This is a genomic window from Psychrobium sp. MM17-31, assembly GCF_022347785.1.
GTDB lineage: Bacteria > Pseudomonadota > Gammaproteobacteria > Enterobacterales > Psychrobiaceae > Psychrobium.
On the sequence record NZ_JAKRGA010000001.1, the window covers coordinates 54,649 to 80,533 of the forward strand.

A 25,885-nucleotide genomic window follows, 5' to 3' on the forward strand; every position below is an offset into this window, starting at 1 on the left:
TAATGAGTATTACTACCCAATTACGGTAGACGGTATAATAACAAAAATCAACGCCTTTGGTTAATTTTTTTGCATTTAAAACCAAAAACTTAGCGATCAATTAAAGGATCCTTTTCCGAGATCTAGATCCCTTAATTGATCGCTATTTACGATCTTTTTATCGAGCGTTAACCAAGTCTTTGATTAACTGAGGACCGTGGTAAATAAATCCACTGTAAACTTGGATCAATGACGCACCAGCCGCAAACTTTTCAGCCCCTGCCGCGGCAGAATCGATCCCACCAACACCGATGATTGGAAGTTGACCGTTGATCTCTTGATTAAGCAGTTTTACCACTTGTGTTGACTTATCTGCCACCGGACGGCCACTTAAACCACCAGCTTCATTGCCGTAAGTTGAATTTTCGACCCCTTCGCGAGATAGCGTAGTATTTGTTGCGATAACGCCATCAACTTTATGACGTACTAAGCTGTCTGCAATCTGTACCACTTCTTCGTGGCTTAAATCTGGGGCGATTTTTAGCAACAAAGGAACTTGCTTGTTATGCAATGACGCTAAAGCCGCTTGTTTTTCTTTTAGAGATTTTAACAGATCGTCTAATGCTTCACCGTATTGCAGGCTGCGCAGTCCTGGCGTATTTGGCGATGAGATATTCACCGTGATGTACGACGCGTGTTGATACACTTTGTCCATACAAATTAGATAATCGTCTTTACCGTTCTCTACTGGCGTATCAAAGTTTTTACCAATATTGATGCCAAGCACACCGTTAGATTGGCGATTACTCACGTTATTCACTAAATAATCAACACCGTGGTTGTTAAAGCCCATACGGTTAATAATGGCTTGCTGCTCTTTGAGGCGGAAAATACGTGGCTTTTCGTTACCATCTTGCGCACGTGGCGTTACCGTACCTACTTCAACGAAGCCAAAACCCATCTTGTCGAAGGCGTCAACACATTCGCCGTTCTTATCTAAGCCAGCGGCCAAGCCAACAGGGTTCTTAAAGTCGATACCCATCACGTTTACTGGTTTATTTGGCAATGTCTGCGCATAAGTGCAAGCAAGCGGTGTATTTGCGGAGTTTTTTAAAAAGGAAATAGCCATCTCATGAGCACGCTCAGGATCGAGTTGAAACATTAACTTTTGCGACAAAGAAAAAAACATAGGCTCTCCAAATTTAAAAAGAATGATAACGATGACATCTGACAATTGAGATCATCGGTATCAGCCTTCATAAAAAAGCCCGGTAAAAACCGGGCTTTTTCCAAGCGCTGCGTATTATAGCGCTAAAGTTGCATTATGGCTCAATAAATTTAATTCACGGAGTGCAACAGAGAATTTAGCAAACTCATGTGTCTTACTCGCTTTAAAGTCAGCCAATAGGTGTACCCAACGGCTTAGTAATTTGTCGTTGTCATTAACCCATTTCGCAACGATGTCATCACAACCAGCTTTGGTATCAGTACAACCTTTTAATACCGTCGCTGTCAGTGCACGTTGCTGCCAATCCAACTCTTCGCGGAATGAAGCACGTGCCAGCGCTTGCCAGTGATTCGCTACTGGTTGTGCTGAAATTTGATTCAAGAACCAATGTAGCTCAACTTCATCACCAAGTTTGAAGTAAGTTTGAGCAACTAAACATAAGTCCATGTTAACTTCATCAGCAACCTGCGCAATATCCATTGCAGAGAACATGGTTGAGGCTTTACACACCATTTCACTAATGTCTTTTGGTACGCCCTGTTTCTTCATTTCGTCGATACGTGCTTTGATTTCTTTAGCATCGCTATCAACTAACAGATCAAACATATTATCGTTCAATGTATCGAACTTAGGCTTGTAGAACGCAATAGTCTCTTCAATACTCATAGAAGTATCGCGGTTACGCAAGAACCAGCGCGTTACACGACGAATACTGCGACGCGTTTCTGAAAGCAGTTTAGTTTGAATTGAAGCGTCTAACTTGTTGTTAAGTGCATCAACAGCTTCAAATAGGTAACGCAGACCAAATACTTCAGAGGCAATTGAGTAACAATGTGCGATTTCATCAACTGTCGCACCTGTTTCATCCGTCATGCGGTGAACGAAGTTTAGACCCATGTCATCAACAAGCTTATTAGCTAGTTGCGTAGCGATGATTTCACGGCGCAGCGGATGGCTTTCCATATCTTTTGCATAACGATCTTGCAGCACTTTAGGGAAAGCAGCTGGTAATAGACGTGAATGGAAGCTGTTATCCGTAATTTCATCAATCACTAATTGCTCTTTTAACACCATCTTACCGTAAGCAAGTAGTACCGCTAATTCAGGGCGAGTAAAACCACGGCCTTCAGCTTGACGCTCTGCTAACTCTTCATCTGTTGGTAAGAACTCAAGCGCGCGATCTAGGCTGCCAGCTTTTTCTAAGCCATGCATAAAGCGGATTTGCTCTTTAAGCATGTTAGCGCCGCCGTAGCTGCTAATAGACAGTGACTGAGTCTGACGATTGTGGTTATCAATAACGATATCGCCAACTTCATCTGTCATTGAGTAAAGAAGCTCATTACGTTGTTTAACCGTTAAGTCACCATGCTCTACTAAAGTGTTTAGCAAGATCTTAATGTTAACTTCGTTATCCGAACAATCTACACCGCCAACGTTATCAATAAAGTCAGTGTTCATGCGACCACCAGCGGCACAGTATTCAACACGACCTAGCTGAGTACAACCGAGGTTACCACCCTCACCGATGATCTTAGCTTTCATTTCGCTACCGTTGATACGCAGCGCGTCATTAGCGCGATCACCAACATCAGCGTGGCTTTCACCTTCGCCTTTGAGGTAAGTACCGATACCACCGTTCCAGAACAAGTCGACTTCCATGCGTAGGATAGCCTTAATTAACTCGTTAGGTGTTAAGCTAGCTTTTTTCACACCAATCATTTTCTTGATTTCTGGTGTTAGCGTAATTGATTTCGCGCTACGAGAGAAAATACCGCCGCCTTTTGAAATTAGCTCGCTGTTGTAATCTTCCCACGATGAACGCGGTAAGTTGAATAAACGGTCGCGCTCTTCCCAGCTTTTTGCAGCATTTGGCGTTGGGTCAATAAAGATATGCATGTGGTTAAACGCCGCTTGTAAACAAGTGTGCTTAGATAGCAACATACCATTACCAAATACGTCACCCGCCATATCACCAACGGCAATACAGGTGAAATCTGTTGTCTGACAATCGATACCGATTTCGCGGAAGTGACGCTTAACAGATTCCCAGCCACCGCGTGCTGTAATACCCATTTTCTTGTGATCGTAACCAACACTACCACCAGAGGCGAAAGCATCCCCCATCCAGAAGTTAAACTCTTCAGAAATACCGTTAGCAATATCAGAGAAAGTAGCAGTACCTTTATCCGCTGCAACTACTAAATACGGATCATCTTCATCATGACGAACAACCGCTTGTGGTGGTACTAGCTCACCGTCAACGATGTTATCTGTGATGTCTAATAACGCGCGAATGAATATTTTGTAACACTCTTGACCTTCGGTGAAGAAAGCTTCACGACCACCAGTGGTTGGCAGTTGCTTACATACGAAACCACCTTTAGCGCCCACAGGAACGATTACAGTATTTTTAACTTGCTGTGCTTTAACTAAGCCAAGTACTTCAGTACGGAAGTCTTCACGACGATCTGACCAGCGTAAACCACCACGAGCTACTTTACCGCCACGTAGGTGAACACCTTCAACGCGTGGTGAGTAAACAAAGATTTCAAACTTCGGTAATGGTAATGGGATTTCAGGAATTAACTCCGGCAAAATCTTAAACGACGTGTAAGACTTGTCGTTACCGTTAGCATCCGGTTGGAAGAAGTTGGTACGAATAGTCGCTAATACCATATCTAAGTAACGACGGATAATACGGTCATCATCAAGGTTCGCAACTAAATCAAGACGGTCGATAATGTCGTTTTGAATCTTTTCTAGTTTCTTCTGGCTAAACTTAGCTTTTGGATCGAATTTCAGTGTAAATAATTCGATGATTAGCTTAGCGATTTCTGGGTAACGACCCATTGTCTCTTCAATGTAACTTTGACTAAATGTACTACCGATTTGACGCATGTATTTCGCGTAGGCTCGTAAAATAGTGATTTTACGACCCGTCAAGTTAGTCGCTAACAATAACTTGTTAAAACCATCGTCTTCTAAATCACCAGACCATACTTGCGCGAACGCATCTTGGTAAATGTCTTGTACTTCGTTAATGTCAAAGTTGTTGTCACCGGTATGCAACATTTGGAAATCAAGCACCCACGCTGAGTGACCTTCTTCCAAAATTAGCTCATATGGACGCTCACCAACAATACGTAAACCAAAGTTTTCCAACATCGGCAATACATCAGATAGATGTAATGGCTCATCAAGGCTAAACAGTTTCAAACGAACTTGTTTGCTGCCTTTTTTCATTTCTTGCGGACGGTAGAAGATCATCCCCAAATTATGGTCATCGTTTAGCGTCTCTAAAGTCGCAATATCAACAACAGCTACACCTGGTAATACGTCAGTCTTGTAGCTTTGGCTAAATGCTTTGTTGTATTTGTTACTCAGCGCTTTAGCTGCAGACTCACCGTGATGAGCGACAAGTGCGTTTTCTAGTTTATCTTCCCAAGAGCGAGCTGCTTCGATTAGGTCGTTTTCGATGGCTTTCACACTAATTTCCGGTTTGTGATTTGGTTTTAATTGAACTACGTAGTGAGTACGCGCAAGATTAGACTCAGAGAAGAACGTGGTAAATGCAACTTCTTCATCAGACTCAAAGTGACGTGCTAGTACTTCCTGGGTTTTCTTACGCAGTGCGGTGTTATAACGCTCTCTCGCCATATAGACGATACATGAATAGAAACGACCAAAGCTGTCTTCACGAACAATCAACTTAACGCAATCGCGCTCTTCTAGCTTTAAAATCGCCATACAGGTTGAAAGCAGCTCTGATTCCGTCGCTTGAATTAACTCGTCACGCGGGTAAGTTTCCAAGAAGTGCTGCATTGCTTTGTAGCCATGGCTGCCCTTGCTGTAACTTGATGACTCAGTAACACGGCGTAACTTGTCACCAAGGTAAGGGATTTGGAAAACACTGTTGTTGTATATGCTAGAGCCGTAAAGACCGATAAAGCGATCTTCACCAATCACCTTGCCTGATTTATCAAAGCGCTTAATACCGATGTAGTCGGTTTTAGTTGGACGATGTACGCGACAAACAGTATTGCTCTTCGTCAGCAGCATTAGCTTGTCAGACGTTGCTTCGCGTTGTGCGCCAAAAGTTAAGCTAGATAATAATTTTGGCTGACTTTCTTGCGAGTTAAGCATCATACCAAGACTAGACTCAGCATCAGCCACTAACTCGATGTCGCCTTCAACAGCATTTAGTGAATATGAGCGATAGCCTAATAGCGTAAAGTTGCCTTCATAGATCCACTGTAGGAAATTTAGCGTTTCTTCTAACTCACGATTAGGACCAGGAAATGGTGCTTTTGGCAAACCGTCGATAACTTCTTTAAGTTTAGTGCGCATCGGTTTCCAATCTTGCACCGACAGTGTGACTTCTTCCAACACCTTTACGAGTTCCTGTTGAACGTCATTTAATACGTCTTCAGACTCTAAGCGGTCGATTTCAAGCAAGAAGATAGTGATATCTTCTGTTTGTTCAGTCTTGTTTTTAAGACTTGCTAACGAGGTAACGTTACCCTTGTCATCACGAGACACACTAATTGGATAGTGCAGCGACAAGTGGCTGTTAATGTTGAGGCGTTTAAGCGCCATGTTGACCGAATCAACCAAGAACGGCATGTCGGCATGAACAATTTCAACGATTGTCTTTGTTGGCTGCCAGCCATGACGAGAAAGGATTGGGTTGTAAACTTTAACGATTTGATCGTAAGGTTTACGCTCGTTTAACGAGCCCCATAAACTTAACGCAGCGCCATAAAGGTCACTATCGCTGCGCACAGCAATATCGTCTTCTGAGATATCACCATAAATTATTTGAGTAAACGACTTAACAAGCGGCGCTAACTCTTCGCCTACGTTGTCGTCGATCATGCGTGCCACGTTTTCCAATAGTACAGAGGAATTTGCATCTTTTAATGCCATAGTGTCGATTCCTTTAATTAACTGGTTAGTTATTGTTCTAAGCTCTGGACTGCGGACCGAGCATCCTGCGCCGATCCATATTTTATTTTTTTAGTTAGGCTAGTCTATTACTAAAGTCGGTAGATATCGAGTAATTTTTTTATAAAAAACAACTCGTAACACCAGTTGTTTCAAGGGATAGAGAATTTCAAGCACTATTGGTGAATGGTTATGCAAAACACAAAAAAAGAGGCCAATTATTGGCCTCTTTTTAACGCTGAATTACTAATTTTTAACAGTTCATTTACCTTGCTTGAACCACAATAAATTAGCTAATGCTGGTAATACAATAATCGCCCCCAACATGTTCACTAAAAACATAAAGGTAAGCAGTATTCCCATGTCCATTTGGAACTTAAGATCAGAGAAGAACCATGTACTCACACCAATCGCCAAGGTAACACCAGTGAAGATTACAGCCGTGCCGCGCTCCTTCAGTGCCATCATATACGATTGCTGTACTGTCATGCCTTGATTGAGGCCTTGATTCATGGTGGCTAGAATATAGATACCGTAATCAACACCGATACCAACACCTAATGCGATTACCGGCAATGTCGATACTGTAAGACCAATATTTAAGAAAGTCATTAACGCTTGCGCTAGCGTCGAAACAACAAACAGTGGCAGTACCACTGAAATCGTCGCTCGTACCGATCTAAAGCTAATCAAACACAGTGCAATTACTGCGCCGTAAACGTATAGCATCATTGGCGTTTGCGCCGCTTCCACAGCCTCGTTTGTCGCCGCCATTACACCAACAGGTCCAGAGGCTAACTTAAACTTAAGCGTATCTGTATCTAACAGCGCAGCCTGACGTTTCGCTTGTGCAACTACACGCTCAATGGTATTGGCTTTGTGATCTTCTAAAAACAGTAAGATCTGCATGGTGTCACATTTTGCGTTTAACAACCCAGTTGTGGTTGGAACTTGCGAGATTGACTGAACAAGCGTTGCCTGTGTGCGAGATAGCGTGCGCCATTTAGGATTACCTTCGTTGAAACCGCCATTGACGGTCTTAACAACGCTGGCCAAACTAATGGTCGATTGAACGCCTTGTACATTCTCCATTCGCCATTGGAATTTATCCATAGTTGCCAACGTCGTATAATCGGTACAAGAATCAGCTTGTCCTTCAACGATGATTGACATTACATCAGTAGTAATCGAAAAACGTTCGGTAATAAGCGCAGTATCTTGGTTATAACGAGACCACTGATGAAGCGCTGCGGCGCCTGCTTCTAAATCCCCTACTTTCATTTTTTGCGACTGGAAATACCCACCAACAAACAACACAGAGGTTAATGCGACAACGACAATGGCCACTTTGCGTGATGCAAAAGCTGCCAAGCCTTGCCACAACTTCTCTAATGTTGGATTAGGTTCGTTATCTCGGACGTCAATACGGACATCGCGATATGAAATAAGTACAGGCAATAACACCAAGTTAGTTAAGATAATAACACCGACACCTAAACTCGCAGAAATAGCGAGTTCGCGAATAATACCGATATCAATCGATAATAAGGTAATAAAACCAATGGTGTCTGATAGTAACGCAACGCCGCCGGGAATTAACAGCGCACAACAGGTTGCTGCTGCCGCTTCCTTCGAGCCAAGCCCGGTAAGCATCTTCTTCTTAACGCCATTAACCACTTGCACACTGTGACTAACCCCCACGGCAAATACGAGGAATGGTACAAGAATAGACATTGGATCGAGCCCAAAGCCAAGTAGCGTTAACAAGCCCATTTGCCATACTACAGCGATGAGTGAACACAGCAGTGGTAATGCAGTCAGAATCCAACAGCGTGAAAATAGATATACCATTACCGCGGTGATCATGATGGCAACAATGAAAAACAGCACCACGCCTTTAGCGCCATCTGCCACATCACCAGCCATTTTGGCAAAACCAATAATGTGTATATCGATACCATCGTGCAGTAGCTTGCCGCGAAGCTCTTCTTCTAACTGGGCAGCAAAGGCTAAGGTATCAAGTTTTTCACCTGTCTCAGGATTAAAATCGAGTAACTTTGCCGACACCATCGCCGACGAATAATCGTTAGCCACTAATCGACCAACAATACCTGCTTTCTCAACATTACCTTTAACGATGTCCAAACCGCGAGCATCTGGCACAAAGTCAGCAGGAATCACAGGACCGCCAGCAAAACCATCTTCCACCACTTCGGTAAATCGAGTCGATGGCGAATACAACGATTTTACGGTGGTACGGTCGATACCCGGAATAAAATACAGCTGATCATGTACCTGTTTTAAATCATTAAAAAACGACTCGCTAAACACATTACCGTCTTTAGCTCTTACCGCCACCATAATACTGTTGGCCCCACCAAAATCTTTCGAATGTTTGGTGTAGGTCTTCATGTATTCATGATTTAACGGAATATTCTTAGTAAACGCCGCATCCATTTTCAGTTGCGATGCTTGATAGAGTAAAAACAGGGTTACCAAGGTGAAAAACGCAATCACAAAACGGCGATGACGAAAAATAAATTGTTCTACAAAAAACACCAGTTTATTCATATCTATTACTTCTCACCTTCTAATAGATGCAGGCCTTTGCTACCAGCCAACCACACTTGATCTTCAAATTGGCGAATGTCCATCAAATCTTCACCTTTACGCACGCTGTCTTGAGAGAAATTCTTACCATCATCCGTGGAACGCAATACCACACCATTATTCTGCGCTACCAAAATATCGCCGTTTGCAAGTTGATAAACGTCATTAACACTATTGTTGTTGCCTAAATCGATTTGTTGCCAATTGACCCCACCATCAGTTGAGCGGAACATGTGACCACGTAAGCCGCCTACTAAAATAGCGCCGCTTTGGCTTTGCATCGCGCTAAAGAATGACCCTTCATAGACATTATCTATTCGCTGCCAAGTTGCCCCTAGGTCTGCGGAAAATGCGATGAGTCCAAGTTCTCCCACCAACATCATGCGTTTTTCACTTAGCTCAATGATCTTGTTAAAGTGCGGTAGTATCGACGCTATTTCAAATTGATAGTCTTCTTCGCTCTCCTCGCGAACTTCAGCAAGGTATTCGACATCTTCCTGAGGCAACAAGCTCGATAGAAACTGTTTATTCCAAGACTTACCACCATCTTTTGTTGCGAAAAACATCCCGTAGGCACCAATCGCATAACCATTATCGTCTGAGGTAAACATGACATCGAGTAATGGCCTATCTAAATCCGGAAACTGTTGTTGTATTGCCCAAGATTTACCGCCATCAGATGTATGAATAATGGTGGCATCATGGCCTACGCTCCAACCAAAATTTGAACCCGAAAATTCAACATCGGTGAGTAATACATCAGTTGGAATGATAACTTGTTGCCAATCGCTCTGTGAGTTTTTGGTTAACACATGGCCGCGATCTCCTACCGCGATCATCTGTTGACCATTTTTCGCCATAGCCATCACAGGCGCACTAGCTGCTAACACAGCTGGTTGAGATGTAAACACCTGTTTAATTTTTTTATTATCGTTAGCGTGACTAACAAGTGTCCAAGTACTTGTCAGACCTGCTATGGCACACGCCACTATTAAGGGTTTTGTTTTAAACAACTTTTCAATCCTCAATAAAAAACTAAAGCCGGCATCTAGCCGGCTTTCGCATTATCTTAATATTTCAACAACTAACCAAGTTATCTACCAGCGCGACGAAGTGCCGACTTGGTGAACTTTCTGTCTGTTAACTTAGCGTCGAAATCATACATCTTGCTGTGGTTATCTAAACCTTGTGCTAGGTAACGACGAGCTTGTAGATCGTAGTACACATCAAGTGTCGACCATGAAGCTGGCAGCTCGTAGTAGTTTAGCTCATGCGCCATAGCTACGCGGTATAACTCATCGCGGTTATCGTAGATATCTGCCACAGATACTTGCCAGTTATCTTCGTCAATAAAGAATACGCGTTTCTTATAAGTGTGGCGCATACCTTCTTTTAACGTTGCTTCAACCTGCCAAACGCGGTGTTTTTCATAACGCACGTAATCTTGGTTGATGTGGCCAGGTTTAATTAGATCGTCGTAATCCAGACCTTTCGCATGCAACTTGTATGAGTTGTACGGAATGTAAATTTCTTTCTTACCAATCAACTTCCAGTTGTAGCGTGATGGTGAACCGTTATACATATCGAAATCATCGGTCGTACGAAGACCATCCGTCGCTGTACCAGGGGTATCAAATGCGATGTTTGGCGCAAGGCGAACACGACGCTGACCAGTATTGTAGGTCCACGCCTTACGTGGCTCGCTGTCTTGGTTTAGCGTTTCGTGCACAAGCAGTGCTGTACCAGCTAAACGCGCAGGTTGAGTAACAATTTGCTTGAACTTGAACACGATGTTGTCATCAGCAAGTTTGTCTGAAGTCATACCTGACTCAGTGTATTTGAACAAGATAGAGTTTTTCATTTCCATCATGGTGTAATCACCAGATGCAGTAGGCGCAACTTGCGATGATACGATTTCTGCCTTTTCACCGCGATAACGGGTGATGTGATTCCAAATCACCTCAAGACCGTTTGACGGAATTGGGAATGGCACACCTAGGACTGCATTACTGATACCGTTACCACCAAGGATTAACTCAGCTTTAGTCGCATTGTCAGCGATAGCATCATAAACTTTTTGTGGCATAGATGCGCTACGACGCGTTGGGTAAACGTGCATCTTGAACGTATCTGGGTAAGTTTCAAATAACTTGATTTGGCCCGGCGTTAAGTTCGCTTTGTATTGATCTAAATTCTTAGCGGTAATTGTGAAAAGCACCTTGTCAGCCGCGTATGGATCAGGGTGATGGTCACCTTTCTTGTAACCAGCAACAGGTTTTGTAATACCACCAGTCCAAGCAGGAATAGAGCCATCGGCATTACCTGCACGCGTCGCACCAACAGGTGTTAATTCTTTTTTAAGCTTAGCGGCTTCTTCCGCTGTCACTGCAGCATTAGCTTGCGCGCTAAGTGCAAGCGTCATTGCCGTAATAAGGGTTAATTTTTTCATATTATTGTGCACCCGTTAGATTGAATATTTAATGCTAAATGAAACGAAATCTTTATCTTCCATAGTATTGATGGTGCCTTTACCACCCCAGAAAGAGTTATAACCGATAGATGCCGTCCAGCGATTTTGATATTCAAAATCAACAGATGCAGCCATCGATTTAGAGCCTTCGGTAAATAGGAAAATTGGATCTGGTGTAATACCTTTCACGTCATGCGAGAATACTAACTTAACAGAAGCATTAACACCGTCAAATACGTTATTGTGATCCGTCTTAGCGACTAAACGGTAACCCCATGCAAAATCCGTTGGGAATGGATTGGTTTCTGGACCGTTATGCACTAATTGAATAATACCTGGCATTGCTGGATTGCCGCCTGAACGCGCAGTATTAGGACCGTTTAGACGTAATACATCTGGATCTGGCATATCGTGGATCCACACCGCACCGAACTCACCAAATAACGTTAAGTTATCCGCACCAAGCGTTGGGCCAAATAGGTGTGCTAGGTTGAATTGTGCTTGCGTAGTATCAACTAACACATAGCCATTCGCCAAAGCACCAGGTGGAACAGAATCGCCTTCTTTGAACGGATAGGTCAAACCGCTCATTTGTGAAATACCATCAAGGTCTAAACGCTGAATAGCTTCGACGTCAGAGTTCGCTAATTGTTGTGGCATTGCTGCAAATAATAATTCTACATCATCTATTTGAAGCGCTTCATCTTGACGGTGAGAGATTTCGCCGGCAAAAGACGTATCGCCAAGCACAGTATTGAAACTTAAACCAAATAATTTAATGTCTTCAGGAAATACAATTTTAGCTTTAGTAAACGTATCGAGTTCTTCCAGCGTATCGTAATTAACACCACCGGTTGCGGCAGCATTACCGAGAACACCTAAATCATGTTGGATAGCAGCTGCAGTGAAATCAGACGCTTGACCTGAAATCAGTGGACGACGGCTGTGATAATTCATGTAGTAGAATGCTAATTCTGCGTCATCAAATTGATAAGCGAATTTCAAACCGTATTGACCACCATCTTCTGGCTTAATGTCATTACTACGGATCGCCACTTTCGTTGGATAGGCCAACATTAATGAAGTTAGTGTTTCAGCAGGTACTTGGCCTGAGGCAACCATACCACTTAGCTTGTTTAATTCAGAAATTAAGAAATCGCCATCGATGTCTGGATTACCGTTAAAACCAAGTTGAATTGCGCTGTATTTACCACCGCCAGCAACAAAATCATTTGACGCAAAGTAAGTACCAGCCGCAGGAACTACAGTGCCCTGCCATTCATATTGGTAGTACGCTTCCATCGATAGGTTTTCAGTTAAACCAGCCGACACCCATGCCATACCTTGTGGAATAAATGCTTCTTTTAATTCAGCACCTGGGGTACGTAAACGACCTAAATCAACTGCATTGATGGTTGAGATACCGTGAGAAATTAGCGCGCTTTCGCCCCAGCTGATTACTTGCTGACCGATGCGGAAAGATACTGGCGTATCGCCAAAATCCCAATCTGCCGTGAAGTATGCATCTAATAAACGAATATCAGAACAAAAACGCTCATCAGCTTCTTTGTCACGACATAAATCGATACCGCGATCTTGACCGTTGATTTGTAATTCGCGTTGGTAATCTAATTCACCGTCAAGGGCGAAATCATGGAAGTACATACCGCGAATGAATACGCCGTAATTCTCATAGCGAAGATCAAGCTCATGCAGGCCTTTAACAACTTGGCTAAAAGCATCGCCTTTCGACCATGCTAGGTTTGCTAAGTCGCCGTTACTTGAATATGAGCCATCCATCGCGAATAGCTCAGATGAGAGGTATTTAGTATTGCCGAAGGCTGTGTAGCCAGTCCAATCTAAACCATTGTGAGGGTTATTTACGATACCCACTTGATTATCAAAATCGCGCTTTTCTACACGCCAAGAGCTACCGTATGAGAAAGTAGAGTTAAAACTACCCTCGATATCGCCCCAGTTGAAAGTTACCGCTTGCGCACTGGGTGCAGTTAAAGCGCTGATAGCAGCACCTATACCGACGGCTAGCACGGATTTTTTAAACACGTTCATGTAGCTTTCTCCACTTTCCATTTAGGATTATTGTTATTTTTTAATTTGTATTAGTTTGACACTAATACAATCAGCTAACGTTATTTTTTACAGTAATTAAACGCCCCCTGCAACCGATGTTTTGATTGATTTATCTAAAGTTTTCTTAAAAATAGAGCAAAAAACCTAACCCGCCATTTAAAAAAAAATGCAGCGCCTACGATTTTAGTAGAATACGCTGCATTTATTTACATAACACAATGATTTTAAAGCGAATTACAAAACGTACCACTTTGTAGGGCGTGTTTTAAATTCGCACTAACGTTTAAAGTAAATACTCTAAAAAATTCTATTTAACGCGATAAATTTTCCATCAGTTTGCGTAATAAGCTCAAATCTACCGACAATTCCATCCCTTGTGAGATACTGACGAAAATGTTTTGCTGGTAAGTCGATGCGGCGATTTGCGTCGTCAACAACCTGCACCGTATCAACAACCCCCTGATAGAATGGCAGAAAACGCTCATAGCTTAAATTTATCGAAAAATAGTACTTATTCATAAAACGTGTCGCCTATTGCGTCAAACTCAAAGTAACCTTCTCGGTTAAATCTTTCGACAATGCTGGTAAATTAGCAAGCCGCTCTACCTGTTGCTTCATTAAACTAGCGCGAGTTTTATCGAACTTATGCCAAGACAATAATGGCGTTATTAAGCGTGCCGCTATTTGCGGATTAATGTCGTTTAACTTAATCAATTGGTCGGTTAAGTACTCATAGCCACTGCCATCAATACGATGGAACTGCTTAGCGTTAGCCTGAGCGAAAGCGCCAATTAAACTGCGCACGCGATTTGGATTGTGCCAACTAAAACTTGGCTGCTGTTTGGCCAATGCTAACTGCTCTAGCGCGTCATCGCTAGGCCACTGGCCAATTGTCATAAACCACTTATCCATTACTAAGCCATTATATTTCCAGCGCTCAGCAAAAGTATTCGATAAGCCGTCAAAACAAGGGAGCTGGTGTTGACAAGCCACCGCAAGTGCATTGATTGATTCGGTCATTTCATTTGCGTTATTGAACTGTGTTTCAACGTATTCATTCACTACTTTAAGTTTGGCACTATCATCACCAGCACAAAGATAACTGGTTAAAACGAGTTTTAACGCACGTAGGCCACTGCCTTGAGCACTCTCTGCAACACTACTCTCGGCCAGAGATTGCGCAGTGCTCTGGTAACGCGCCAACAAGGCATCACCACATTGTTTAGCGATTTCGCGTTTAACAAATTGTTTAGCAGCTAATAGACCATCGACATCAATCGGCGTTTCTAATTCAAATAACGCCATATCAGCAGGAAGCTCTACCGCTAAAGCAACCAACGCCGGATCTGTTGTTTTATCGTTGAGCACAATATTAACAGCGTCGATAACATTGGCTGGTAATGACATTGTCTGCTGCTTACTATTTTCAAGAATAATCTGCGTCAGAAGTTGCTGCGCGCTGTCCCAACGAGAAAAGTCATTTTGGCTGTATGACAATGTATGAACGAGATCTTCTGCTGCCATCTCGCGCTCAAGCTTAATTGGCGCTGAGAAGTCGCCAAGTAAAACGGCAACAGTGCCCTGAGGTACGTCGTTAAATTCAAATGTCTGCGCCTTGCTCGTTAGACACAAGGTTTGCGCTTTGTTGTCACCCTCAAGCACTTGGCCATCAGGCGTGATTAGTTCAACATTAACTGGGATCTGCAAAGCGTGTTCATCATCTAAGCCAGTGAAAACTTGCTTGAAGTCTAACGATAAAGTTTGTGATGATGCATCATAACGCTGAGAAGCACTTACGACAGGTGTGCCCTTTTGCTCATACCAGTACTTAAATTGCGTTAAATCTATGCCAGAGCCAGTCGCCATCGCATTTACAAATTCATCACAGGTCACCGCCATACCATCAAACTGTTTGACGTATTCACGCATACCCGCTTGGAAGTTCTCTTCACCGAGCAAGGTGTGGATCATTCGAATCACTTCGGCGCCCTTGTTATAAACCGTCACCGTATAGAAATTATTCATTTCCATCACAGCTTGTGGGCGGATCGGATGCGCCATTGGACTTGCGTCTTCAGCAAACTGATGAGAGCGTATAATTTTCACCGCATCGATGCGATTGACGGCGCGAGAGCCTAAATCAGAGCTAAATTCTTGATCGCGAAATACCGTCAAGCCTTCTTTTAGGCTCAATTGAAACCAATCGCGACAGGTAATGCGGTTGCCAGTCCAATTGTGGAAGTATTCATGGCCAATGACAGACTCAATGCCATGGAAATCTTTATCGGTTGCACTCTCGCGATCCGCGAGTACGTATTTGCTATTAAAAACGTTAAGTCCTTTGTTTTCCATAGCGCCCATATTGAAGAAATCAACGGCCACGACCATGTAGATATCAAGATCATACTCAAGGCCAAAACGCTCCTCGTCCCATTTCATCGAGCGTTGTAGTGCACCCAGTGCGTAAACCGCTTTTTCTTTGTTGCCTTTATCGACGAAAAATTCTAGCGCTACTTTACGGCCAGATTTTGTGACGTACTCACCTTCGAGCAGGTCAAAGTCCCCTGCGACTAAAGCAAACAAATAAGCTGGCTTTCTGTGTGGATCATTCCACGTTGCAAAGTGACGATTACCATCTAGCTCACCGCTGTCCACTTTATTGCCATTACTCAATAAATAAGGATACTTATCGCGATCAGCAATTACCTTTGTTGTATATATCGCCATCACATCAGGACGATCTAAGTAATAAGTAATGCGGCGGAAGCCCTCAGCTTCACATTGGGTACAAAATGCATCACCTGCGAGATACAAACCTTCTAGTTTGGTATTTTCACTCGGATTGATTTGGGTAACTACCGTGAGTTCAAATTCTTCTGGCGCATCAGGAATAATTAGCTTACCAGCGCTAATCTCAAACTGACCCGCTTCTAATGCGTGTTGGTTAATAGCTACCGAAAGTAACTCTAAATCTTCTCCGTCAAGCGCTAGCGCAGCGCCATCGCGCAATCGTTTTACTTGCGACGTTGCAGTTACCACGGTCGCAGTTTCATTAAGCTCAAACACCAAATCAATAGTGTCGATAGTAAAGTCTGGTGTCTGGTAATCTTTTAAATATTGGGTCGTGTCTTGAGACATTATTCGTCCTTAGAAATTGGGCATAAAAAAGCCTGAGAAACTCAGGCTTTTATATCAAATATTAATGGTTATTTAAATTACGCTGTTGCAGTAGTTTCTTCTTTAGTAACTAGCTTTTTAACTTTAAAGCCGAGGATGGCGAAAATAATACCGAAGATCGGGCTTGCCCAGTTAAAGACACAGAACACAGCGTATTCTAATGGGCTGACTAAGAGTACCGATTGCATGTAAGCGCCACAGGTATTCCACGGCACTAGTGCAGAGGTTACAGTACCGCCATCTTCGAGGGCACGTGATAAATTCTCAGGCGCTAAACCGCGTTTTTCGTATTCATCTTTAAACATACGACCAGGCATAACCACAGAAATGTATTGGTCGGCGGTCAATAAATTACTACCAAAGGCTGTTACTATCGTGGTGATAATTAATGATGACGCTTTTTGTGCGTAACCTACCACTAAATCAACAACGCGTTTTAACAGACCAACATTTTCCATCACAGCACCAAATACCATCGCCGTAATAATCAACCAAATGGTTGTTAGCATTGATGACATACCACCACCAGATAACAAATCATTTAAGTCTTTATCGCCGGTATCAATTGATACACCATCGAACATCGCCGTCCAAATCATGGTTACGTTAGCACCAAAAGTTGATAGACCTTCGCCAGCCAATTCAGCAATTAATTCTTGCTGGAACATCACCGCCCATAATCCACCAACTAACGCGCCAATGAATACTGCAGGAAATGCAGGTACTTTTTTAAGGGCTAAAGTTAATGTGATAAGTAAGGGAATTATCATGTACCAAGCAATGGTAAACTTGCTGGTTAGGCCATCACTCAATTGGCTAATACGCGTTGCTTCTGCACTGCTAGTTTCAGTCATACCTAAAATAGCAAATACCACTAACGCAAAAAGAAAACTAGGGAACGACGTCCACGCCATATGACGGATGTGGGTAAACAAATCAGTACCCGCAACAGCAGGTGCAAGGTTTGTCGTGTCAGATAATGGCGACATTTTATCACCAAAGTAAGCGCCAGAAATAATAGCGCCCGCTGTGATAGGTAATGACACACCTAAGCCACCAGCAACCCCCATCAAGGCGACACCAATAGTGGCAGCAACAGTCCAACTACTACCAATACTAATAGCAACGATGGCACAAATAATACAACTTGCCGCATAGAAGAATGATGGTGAAAGGATTTGCAAGCCAAAGTAAATCATCGTCGGTACTGTACCCGACAATAACCAAGTTCCAATCAAGGAACCAACAGCTAACAAGATCAAGATAGCGGTCATTGACAAGCTAATGCCTTTGATTATTCCCGCTTCAATATCATTCCACTTAAAACCGTTTTTAATACCGATAATGGCAGCTAAACCAGCACTTAATAATAAAGCAATTTGGTTGGCACCAGATGATGATGAATCGCCAAAATAATAAACGGCGCCGCCTAATAAGGTGACCATCAATAAAACGGGAGCAAAAGCATCCAACAGTGATGGCTGTTTGATCTGTGAATTCATAACTTTCCAATTATTATTGTTATTTTAAATGGCAACCATAGATATGTTGCCGAGCTTCTACGTCAAAAGGCCGCATAAAGCGGCCTTTGTCATTAGTGCGTTTGAAAACTAACGCTTGGCGATTTTACCGAGATCAATAAAGTCAAAGGTTACGTTAGCTGCTTCATCCAAATAAGGATCTAGCGCAGGTGATTTCTTTGGTAGTTCATCTAGTGACTTAACCGGCTCAAGCCCTTGCGCTTTGCGTCGTAAATTAGCACGAGTTAATGAACGCTCTTCAGACTCAGCACGCTCTTTCTTACGCACCTTCTCATTTAAGCTAACACTCATTTTATCTTTATCTGCTTTATAACGGGCAATATCTTCGTTCATAAACACGAATTCTTGCTCATTGGCGATACGCTTCAGATGTTTGTCTGATAAAGGTTTAAAGCTTGATGGGCTGACTTCACCAACCACTTTGTAACGCGCTTTAGGAATGCTATCCCATGGCAGTGTGTTATCAGCAACAATCTCACCGAACTCATCGGCGACTATTGGTGTCGGAAATAAAATATCTGGCGTAACACCTTCATTTTGAGTACTACCGCCATTAATACGGTAGAACTTTTGAATGGTGTAAGTGATATAACCGATCGGTTTCTTGTAGTAATCGTAAATACGACTTAGTCCACGATGCTGTTGTACTGTCCCTTTACCGAAGGTTTGTTCACCAAGTACTAAGGCGCGGCCGTAATCTTGCAGTGCTGCGGCGAAAATTTCTGACGCCGATGCACTGTAACGGTTTACCAATACTGACACCTTGCCGTCATAAAAAGTGGTATTGTCAGGATCGTATTTCACATCTACCCGATTTTCGCCATTTTTAACCTGAACAATAGGTCCTTGGTCGATAAACAAGCCACTCAGCGCCATGGCTTCAGGCAACGATCCGCCGCCATTGTTGCGCAAGTCGATGACTAATCCTTCAACGCCCTTTTCTTTCGCTTCAACGATAAGTTTTTTAACGTCACGGGTTAAATTAACGTAAAAGCTTGGGATATCAATCACGCCTAAACGGCGGTTTTTGTACTCTGGTAATTTCGATTCGATAATTTCCAGTTTAGCTTGGCGGTCTTCCAGCTTAATTTTGTCGCGCTCGATTGCAACGACACGTGAGCTGTTTAAGCCACCGACCTTACCAGACATCACTTCGAGTTTAACAGTTGAGCCTTTAGGGCCTTTGATGAGGTCAACAACGTCATCTAAACGCCAGCCGACTACATCAACAATCTTTTCTTCACCTTGGCCAACACCGATAATCTTATCATCCGGCGCAAGCTGTTCACTCTTGTCCGCAGGGCCGCCAGGCACTAACTCGGTGATAATGGTGTAGTCGTCTTCTGAGCGCAACATCGCACCAATACCTTCAAGCGACAAGCTCATTTCAACTTGGAATCGCTCGGCGTTTCGCGGTGATAAATAACTCGTATGAGGGTCGATAGCGCGAGAGAATGAATTCATGAAGACTTGATAAACGTCTTCACTATTAGTTTGAGTAATACGTTTTAATGCATTGTTGTATCGCTTAGCCAATACTTCTTGAATTTCTGGCCAAGTTTTTCCAGCGAGTTTTAAATTTAATGCATCGTATTTAACGCGCTGACGCCATAACTCATCTAGCTCTTTATTATCTTTAGCCCAGTTAGCATCTTCACGATCGTAAACATATTCGTCTTCAGTCGTAAAATCCATTGGCTTATCAAGCAACGACAATGCATATTGATAGCGCTCAAAACGACGCTTCATACCCAGTTCGTACATATCGTAAATCGCACTAACATCACCGGCGTTGAGCATGTCATCAAGCGATTTATCTATGCCTTTCATGCTATCGATGTCGGCTTGAGTAAATAGCGATTTATTAAAATCTAAGTTATCGATATAACGCTTGGCGATTTTTTGTGAGAATTCGTCGTTAAGATCAAACGGCTTGAAGTGAGTGCGGGTGAATAATCCCGTCAGGCGTGTAGTGGAGACTTTATGTTGCGGTTCTGGCGCTAACTTAGGAATTTCATCCATCTTGTATTTGCTGTCGATGGCAAGCGCCTGTCCAGCTAACATTAATGGAATAATTCCTAACGTTATACGGTTTAGCATATAAAATCTCCTTGCTAAATTTTAAATTTTTATTATTACGATTTTGTCAGAATTTGGTCAACGTTTACTTTAATAACCATACCTGAAGTCAATGCGACTTTAACTTCTGACTTAGCGATATCAACAATAGTTCCACTCATTGGCGCTGATGCCACTTTAACCAATACTGATTGGTCAATTTTTAGTGCATTGATATCATCAACTTTTTCACCAGTTAACACTTTAGCTGCTGGTTTGCTTGAGCGAACTTTGCTTGCGTGTTTAGCGCGTGCTGCAGGCTTAGCTTTCTTAGCCTTTTCAGGGTTAGCTGCCTTCTTAGCCGCTTCACGTGCTTTAGCTTTCTCTTGAGACTGTGCCAGTGTTTGTGCTGCGTGGTCAATATGCTCTTGCTCTAACTCATCGCCTTCTACACCATCTAAATCAACGCGTTTTGCGCCAGCTTTAATGCAACGTAGGTATCTCCAACTCGTCGTATAATGACGAATAGCGCCGCGAAGTTGAGTTTTGCTTACGCGTTCATCATCTGCTAAACGTTCACTAAGCTCTTGAAATAAGCCAATTTTTAAAGGTTTTGCTTCACCCTTTACGCTAAAACATGCTGGGAAAGTTTCAGCCAGCATAGCAATGATTGCCTTATTGTCTGTTAGTTTAACTGTAGTAGTCATTTATTCTTCCGAGTTTACTTCAAATTCTTCAATTAAAAATGTTACAAAGTGTGCAATGAGCTCATCGTCCACTTCTAAAAGGCCTGGCTGATATTGCCAATATGGCCATACGGCATCAATCATCTGCATAAAAAGATCGAGGTCGATTGACTCATCGATAACACTAAACAAATGATGATAAATTCGATTAATATTTTCTGCGGCTAGCTCTTCTTCACCTTCCCACTCGCCAACTTCACTTGGCTCAAATAGAAATTGGTGAATATCAACTCTGTCGTACATCATTAATTATTTTCCTAATTACTGATCACTTCAAGGTCGCACTTAGCAAGGTGAGTTGTTAATGCATCAACACAGGCCTTTAAACCTGCTTCATCTTCGCTACTAAAGCGATCTAAGATTGGTGCATCAATGTCTAGCACACCAATAATTTTACCATTCACAACCAACGGCAAAACAATTTCAGATTCAGAGGCGCTATCACAAGCAATGTGTCCCGGAAACGCGTGAACATCGGCAATGCGCTGAATGCTGTTTGTTGAAACTGCTTTACCACATACGCCTTTGTCTAAAGGAATGCGATAACAGGCAACTTTACCTTGGAACGGACCTAAAACTAACTGGTTGTTTTTCATAAAGTAGAAACCAACCCAGTTAATGTTATCCATAGACTCATTGAGAATGGCAGATACATTGGACAAAACTGCAATGGCATCTAACTCGCCGTCGATAAGGGCTTCGATCTGGCGTGCAACGAGGGAATAATCTGTATTCAAAAAACTTTCTCTAATAAATTTAAAGCGAATTGCACGCTACTATACCTAAGTTAGTTTAAATGAAAAGAGCCTTTAGGCGACATTGCGGTGTCTATTGCGCATTTTAGCACCAATAATGCTGATGAATGCGCCGCTTTTCTGTCACCAGCCTCAAGATTTGGTTACAATAGCGCGACTTTTATCAATCGCAATTGCCCATGACTGACACTAATCATCAACTCCCCGCCGAATTTATCGAGTTAATTAGCAATACACTGCCTAGTCATTTATCTATCGACGACTTGGTACATTATTGCCAACAACCACTGCGTTTTAGCATTCGTGTAAATAGCTTAAAGATAAGTCATGACAATTTTATGGCATTAATGGAACCGCTCGGCTGGCAATTTTCGCCAGTTGATTGGTGTGAAGACGGTTATTGGGTAGAGCTGGCAGAAGATGCCACCGCGCCCGGTAAATTACCCGAACATTTAGCTGGCTTGTTTTACATTCAAGAAGCAAGCTCAATGTTGCCTCCAACTGCGCTTTTCGAAAATCTCGATGAAACACCACAATACGCATTAGATCTAGCCGCTGCGCCAGGTTCAAAAACTACTCAAATAGCGACGCTAATGAATAACAAAGGTTTATTAGTTGCTAACGAATTCTCATCAAGCCGTGTCAAAGCATTACATGCCAACCTTCAACGCCTAGGTATAAGCAATACGCTAATTAGTCATTTCGATGGCAGCGTGCATGGCGATTATTTAGAAAATCAATTCGATGCAATTTTGCTAGACGCACCTTGTAGCGGCGAAGGAACCGTACGCAAAGATAGCGATGCCTTCAAAAACTGGAGTCTCGCCCATTTAGAAGAAGTAACAGCGCTGCAAAAATCACTAATACGCTCAGCATTTATGGCGCTTAAGCCCGGCGGCGAGTTAGTTTATTCAACCTGTGCCCTTAACGGCCTCGAAAACCAAGGTGTATGCCAATGGTTATTAGACGAGTTTGCAGGCAACGCAAAAGTTGTTTCTTTAAGTGGGCTTTTTGAAGGCGCAGAAAAGTCAGCAACCAATGAAGGTTATTTACACATTTGGCCGCAAATTTATAATAGCGAAGGATTCTTTGTCGCCAAGTTTACTAAGGCCGTCGCTACAAACTGCTCAAACGAGCCATCGTTTAAAAGCAAATTTTCGTTCTCCTCATTATCTAAAAAGCAATCAGCAGCGACAATGGAGCTTCTAGCGCCAATGATGGATACCACTAATTTCACCGGCAATTTAATGAGTCGCCAAGACGAGGTTTGGTATTTCCCAGTAGGTTGCGAGACGTTGACGAATAAAATGCGTTTTGCGCGTCACGGGGTAAAACTGATAGAGCTTGGCAAAAAACATAACGTGATCAATCACGATGCGATTTGTATCTGGGGCAAAATTGAGGTTGAACTGACACGAGAGCAATACCAGCTATTCCTCAGAGGACAAGACATTGCAATCGACAATCCGAACAAACACAAAGGCGAAGTTGTTTTAGGTTATGCGGGAGCTGCAGTTGGTCTGGGTAAATGGGTTAATAACAAGATTAAAAACAAGCTACCACGCCATCTTGTTAGCGACCATGTCCAACTGTAATTTTCTATACGCTCGCCACTGCGAAAAAAGATTACAAAATAACCAACAAAGGTCAAAATATGGACTAGGCTAAAGGAGTAACCTCAGTTTTTCTCCTTGTAAACAGATTAATTGAGATGATTCCCCTAAGCTCGGTACAGGAATAGTACCGAGCTCTTTTTTCATCTGTGGAGCATGTAGTTACGTGTTAGGGACTTGTTGTGCTAATCGCCGCTGACAATTTTCTAAGCAGTCGCGTAGCTCCCCTATGATTGGCATGACACAGTGCTTCTTCATATCAAACAACACAAAGGTACTTTGTGCATCCGTCACGACATTCCCTGTTTCTTTACAACGGATCACCTGAGACACTACCCCGCTATTATCGCCAATTTTACTGAGCTTAGTCTCAACCACGAGATGCTGATGCAATAATGCTGGCGCACGATAATTAATATTAATGTTGGCGACAACAAATCCTGCATTGTGTTTTACCAATACCTCGATTTCCTCACCCATGCATTCCCAACGCGCTTCTTCTAAAAATTCTAAATAACGCGCATTATTAACGTGCTGATAACCATCTAAGTGATAGCCGCGAACTGCGATTTCAGTCATCTTCCATTCCATTTAAACAATTGTTTGAACGCAATGTAACACAAAAAAAAGGCACTGTAACAGTGCCTTTCTCATTTCAAACTTTCTTATTTCAAATATGTTTATCGAACAGGAACAACCGTTTGTCCGATAGGCGCAAAGCTAAGCATTGCCAACTTCAAATGCACAATACCAAATGGAATACCTATGATACTGACGAAACATACCGCGGCGTGAATTAAATGACCTAAACTCAACCACCAGCCGAAGAAGATAAACCACACCACATTACCAACCAACCCCAAAGAGCCTGTGCCTATATCATGTTGCCTCGTCACGTATTCGCGATTTTCAATGTCGTGACCAAACGGCCATAACGCCATGCGAGCAATCACGAAACAAGAACGCGCAAATGGAATACCAACAATACTGATACAAGCGACAATACCCGCTAATACCCACGCCAAGCTCATTAATACGCCGCCACATAAAAACCACGCAATGTTTAAAATTAATCGCAATAAACTCATGTTATCTCCTTGCTTATACAAATTACTAAGCCATCAATGACTCATGTGCCAGTTATTGCAAAGACGAAACCAACTTTTAATATACTGATTATTAAAAATATATTCATTTCCATCTTTGGGCCCTTGACATAATATGCCAACGTTAAGTCAATTTAACCAAATTCAGATTAGCGATTCATGGCGAGATTAAGAGTTTCCCTCAGCAGCGATCCACGTTATATTGCTGTCGTTTAAAATTTAATAATAAAAATAAAAGGTTAGATATGAATGCAGTTGTATTAGCAGTACTGCTGATGTTAGTGCTGTCGCTGTGCCGCATTAACGTAGTCTTCGCGTTGATCATCAGTGCCATTGTTGGCGGTCTCTACAGTGGTATGCCACTGTTAGAAACCATTAATACTTTCAAATCAGGCCTTGGCGGCGGTGCGCCAATCGCCCTTGATTATGCAATGCTAGGTGCCTTTGCCGTTGCCATTGCCCGCTCTGGTGTGACTGACTTACTCGCCAACAAGATTATCGGCGCTCTTGGCCGTAAAGCTGATGGTTCACATACCATGGTTAAGGCGATTCTATTTAGCGTAATTTTGCTCGCAGCCATTAGTTCGCAAAACCTAGTTCCTGTTCATATCGCCTTTATTCCGATTTTGATTCCAGCGCTGTTAGGTATTTTCAATCAGTTTAATCTCGATCGCCGCGCTATCGCTTGTACCCTGACCTTTGGTTTAACAGGTACCTATATGTTACTGCCATACGGTTTTGGTCAGGTGTTTTTAATCGAGTTGCTACTGAAGAACCTAAATAACAATGGCCTAGAAATTACTGCTTCACAAATTCCCTTTGTGATGGCTATTCCCGTGGGTGGTATGTTCCTAGGCTTACTGTTTGCACTATTCGTTAGTTATCGCAAACCACGCAGCTATCAGAGTCAGGACTTTGAATTTACGCAGCAACAAACAAGCTTTAACCCGCGCTACATTATTGCTGCATTAGTGGCTATGGTGGCGGCATTAGTGATTCAACGCTATAGCAACTCTATTATCGCTGGCTCTATTGTCGGTCTGGTTATTTTTGCCATTGGCGGTGTATTCAAGCCTAGCGAAACCCAAGACATATTTACCAGCGGCGTAAAAATGATGGGCACCATAGGTTTTATTATGATTTCAGCAGCAGGCTTTGCCACAGTAATGAAAGCCACAGGCGATATCGAATCATTAGTTAGCGGCTTCTCGTCCGTGATTGGCGATAACAAATTGCTCGCCGCAGTGGTGATGCTCACAATCGGTTTATTAATCACCATGGGCATCGGCTCGTCATTTTCTACTATCCCAATTATTGCCGCTATCTATGTGCCGCTGTGTTTATCATTTGGCTTTTCGGTATTAGCCACCGCTGCCCTTGTCGGCACAGCTGCCGCTCTCGGTGATGCAGGTTCTCCAGCTTCAGACTCTACCTTGGGTCCAACCTCAGGTTTAAATGTCGATGGCCAACACGATCATATTTGGGATACCGTAGTGCCAACATTTGTCCATTACAATATTCCGCTGATTATCTTTGGTACTGCCGCGGCGATGATTTTATAAAAACT

General features: G+C 42.8%; 17 protein-coding genes. 2 read left to right on the plus strand and 15 right to left on the minus strand.

The window, feature by feature from the left end:
- Positions 1–157: 157 nt before the first annotated feature.
- The 13 genes from pyrD to MHM98_RS00240 all read right to left on the minus strand — a co-directional run bounded on the left by pyrD (position 158) and on the right by MHM98_RS00240 (position 21,581).
- The gene (gene pyrD / locus MHM98_RS00180; protein ID WP_239436978.1) at positions 158–1,168 is read right to left on the minus strand and encodes a quinone-dependent dihydroorotate dehydrogenase; all 1,011 of its coding nucleotides are present in this window, start codon (positions 1,166–1,168) and stop codon (positions 158–160) included.
- Positions 1,169–1,282: 114 nt separating this feature from the next.
- Positions 1,283–6,133, minus strand: coding sequence for an NAD-glutamate dehydrogenase (locus MHM98_RS00185; RefSeq protein ID WP_239436979.1), 4,851 nt, complete (start codon positions 6,131–6,133; stop codon positions 1,283–1,285).
- A gap of 279 nt (positions 6,134–6,412) precedes the next feature.
- Complete coding sequence (locus MHM98_RS00190; RefSeq protein ID WP_239436980.1) at positions 6,413–8,722, minus strand: MMPL family transporter; 2,310 nt, start codon at positions 8,720–8,722, stop codon at positions 6,413–6,415.
- Positions 8,723–8,727: 5 nt separating this feature from the next.
- A complete protein-coding gene (locus tag MHM98_RS00195; protein WP_239436981.1) occupies positions 8,728–9,774 on the minus strand; it encodes a YCF48-related protein in 1,047 nt (348 codons plus the stop codon).
- Positions 9,775–9,854: 80 nt separating this feature from the next.
- Complete coding sequence (locus MHM98_RS00200) at positions 9,855–11,210, minus strand: DUF1329 domain-containing protein (RefSeq protein ID WP_239436982.1); 1,356 nt, start codon at positions 11,208–11,210, stop codon at positions 9,855–9,857.
- Positions 11,211–11,225: 15 nt separating this feature from the next.
- Positions 11,226–13,301, minus strand: a complete 2,076-nt coding sequence (locus MHM98_RS00205; protein WP_239436983.1) for a DUF1302 domain-containing protein — start codon at positions 13,299–13,301, stop codon at positions 11,226–11,228.
- A gap of 318 nt (positions 13,302–13,619) precedes the next feature.
- Positions 13,620–13,841, minus strand: a complete 222-nt coding sequence (locus tag MHM98_RS00210) for a DUF2835 family protein (RefSeq protein ID WP_239436984.1) — start codon at positions 13,839–13,841, stop codon at positions 13,620–13,622.
- A gap of 12 nt (positions 13,842–13,853) precedes the next feature.
- The gene (gene pepN, locus MHM98_RS00215; RefSeq protein WP_239436985.1) at positions 13,854–16,460 is read right to left on the minus strand and encodes an aminopeptidase N; all 2,607 of its coding nucleotides are present in this window, start codon (positions 16,458–16,460) and stop codon (positions 13,854–13,856) included.
- 77 nt (positions 16,461–16,537) lie between these two features.
- Positions 16,538–18,001, minus strand: a complete 1,464-nt coding sequence (gene nhaC, locus MHM98_RS00220; RefSeq protein ID WP_239436986.1) for a Na+/H+ antiporter NhaC — start codon at positions 17,999–18,001, stop codon at positions 16,538–16,540.
- Positions 18,002–18,109: 108 nt separating this feature from the next.
- Positions 18,110–20,140, minus strand: coding sequence for a carboxy terminal-processing peptidase (gene prc / locus MHM98_RS00225; RefSeq protein WP_239436987.1), 2,031 nt, complete (start codon positions 20,138–20,140; stop codon positions 18,110–18,112).
- Between the two features lie 35 nt (positions 20,141–20,175).
- Positions 20,176–20,805, minus strand: a complete 630-nt coding sequence (proQ, locus tag MHM98_RS00230; RefSeq protein ID WP_239436988.1) for an RNA chaperone ProQ — start codon at positions 20,803–20,805, stop codon at positions 20,176–20,178.
- Complete coding sequence (locus MHM98_RS00235; protein WP_239436989.1) at positions 20,806–21,090, minus strand: hypothetical protein; 285 nt, start codon at positions 21,088–21,090, stop codon at positions 20,806–20,808.
- An 11-nt stretch (positions 21,091–21,101) separates the two neighbouring features.
- Complete coding sequence (locus tag MHM98_RS00240) at positions 21,102–21,581, minus strand: GAF domain-containing protein (protein WP_239436990.1); 480 nt, start codon at positions 21,579–21,581, stop codon at positions 21,102–21,104.
- 197 nt (positions 21,582–21,778) lie between these two features.
- Between MHM98_RS00240 and rsmF the strand changes: the two genes are divergently transcribed.
- The gene (gene rsmF / locus MHM98_RS00245; protein ID WP_239436991.1) at positions 21,779–23,194 is read left to right on the plus strand and encodes a 16S rRNA (cytosine(1407)-C(5))-methyltransferase RsmF; all 1,416 of its coding nucleotides are present in this window, start codon (positions 21,779–21,781) and stop codon (positions 23,192–23,194) included.
- Positions 23,195–23,374: 180 nt separating this feature from the next.
- Here the strand turns inward: rsmF and MHM98_RS00250 are convergent, their stop codons facing one another.
- A complete protein-coding gene (locus MHM98_RS00250) occupies positions 23,375–23,791 on the minus strand; it encodes a thioesterase family protein (protein ID WP_239436992.1) in 417 nt (138 codons plus the stop codon).
- Positions 23,792–23,892: 101 nt separating this feature from the next.
- Entirely contained in the window at positions 23,893–24,300 is a 408-nt protein-coding gene (locus MHM98_RS00255) for a YccF domain-containing protein (protein ID WP_239436993.1), read from the minus strand.
- A gap of 263 nt (positions 24,301–24,563) precedes the next feature.
- Between MHM98_RS00255 and MHM98_RS00260 the strand changes: the two genes are divergently transcribed.
- Entirely contained in the window at positions 24,564–25,880 is a 1,317-nt protein-coding gene (locus MHM98_RS00260; RefSeq protein ID WP_239436994.1) for a Na+/H+ antiporter NhaC family protein, read from the plus strand.
- The last annotated feature ends 5 nt before the right edge of the window (positions 25,881–25,885 follow it).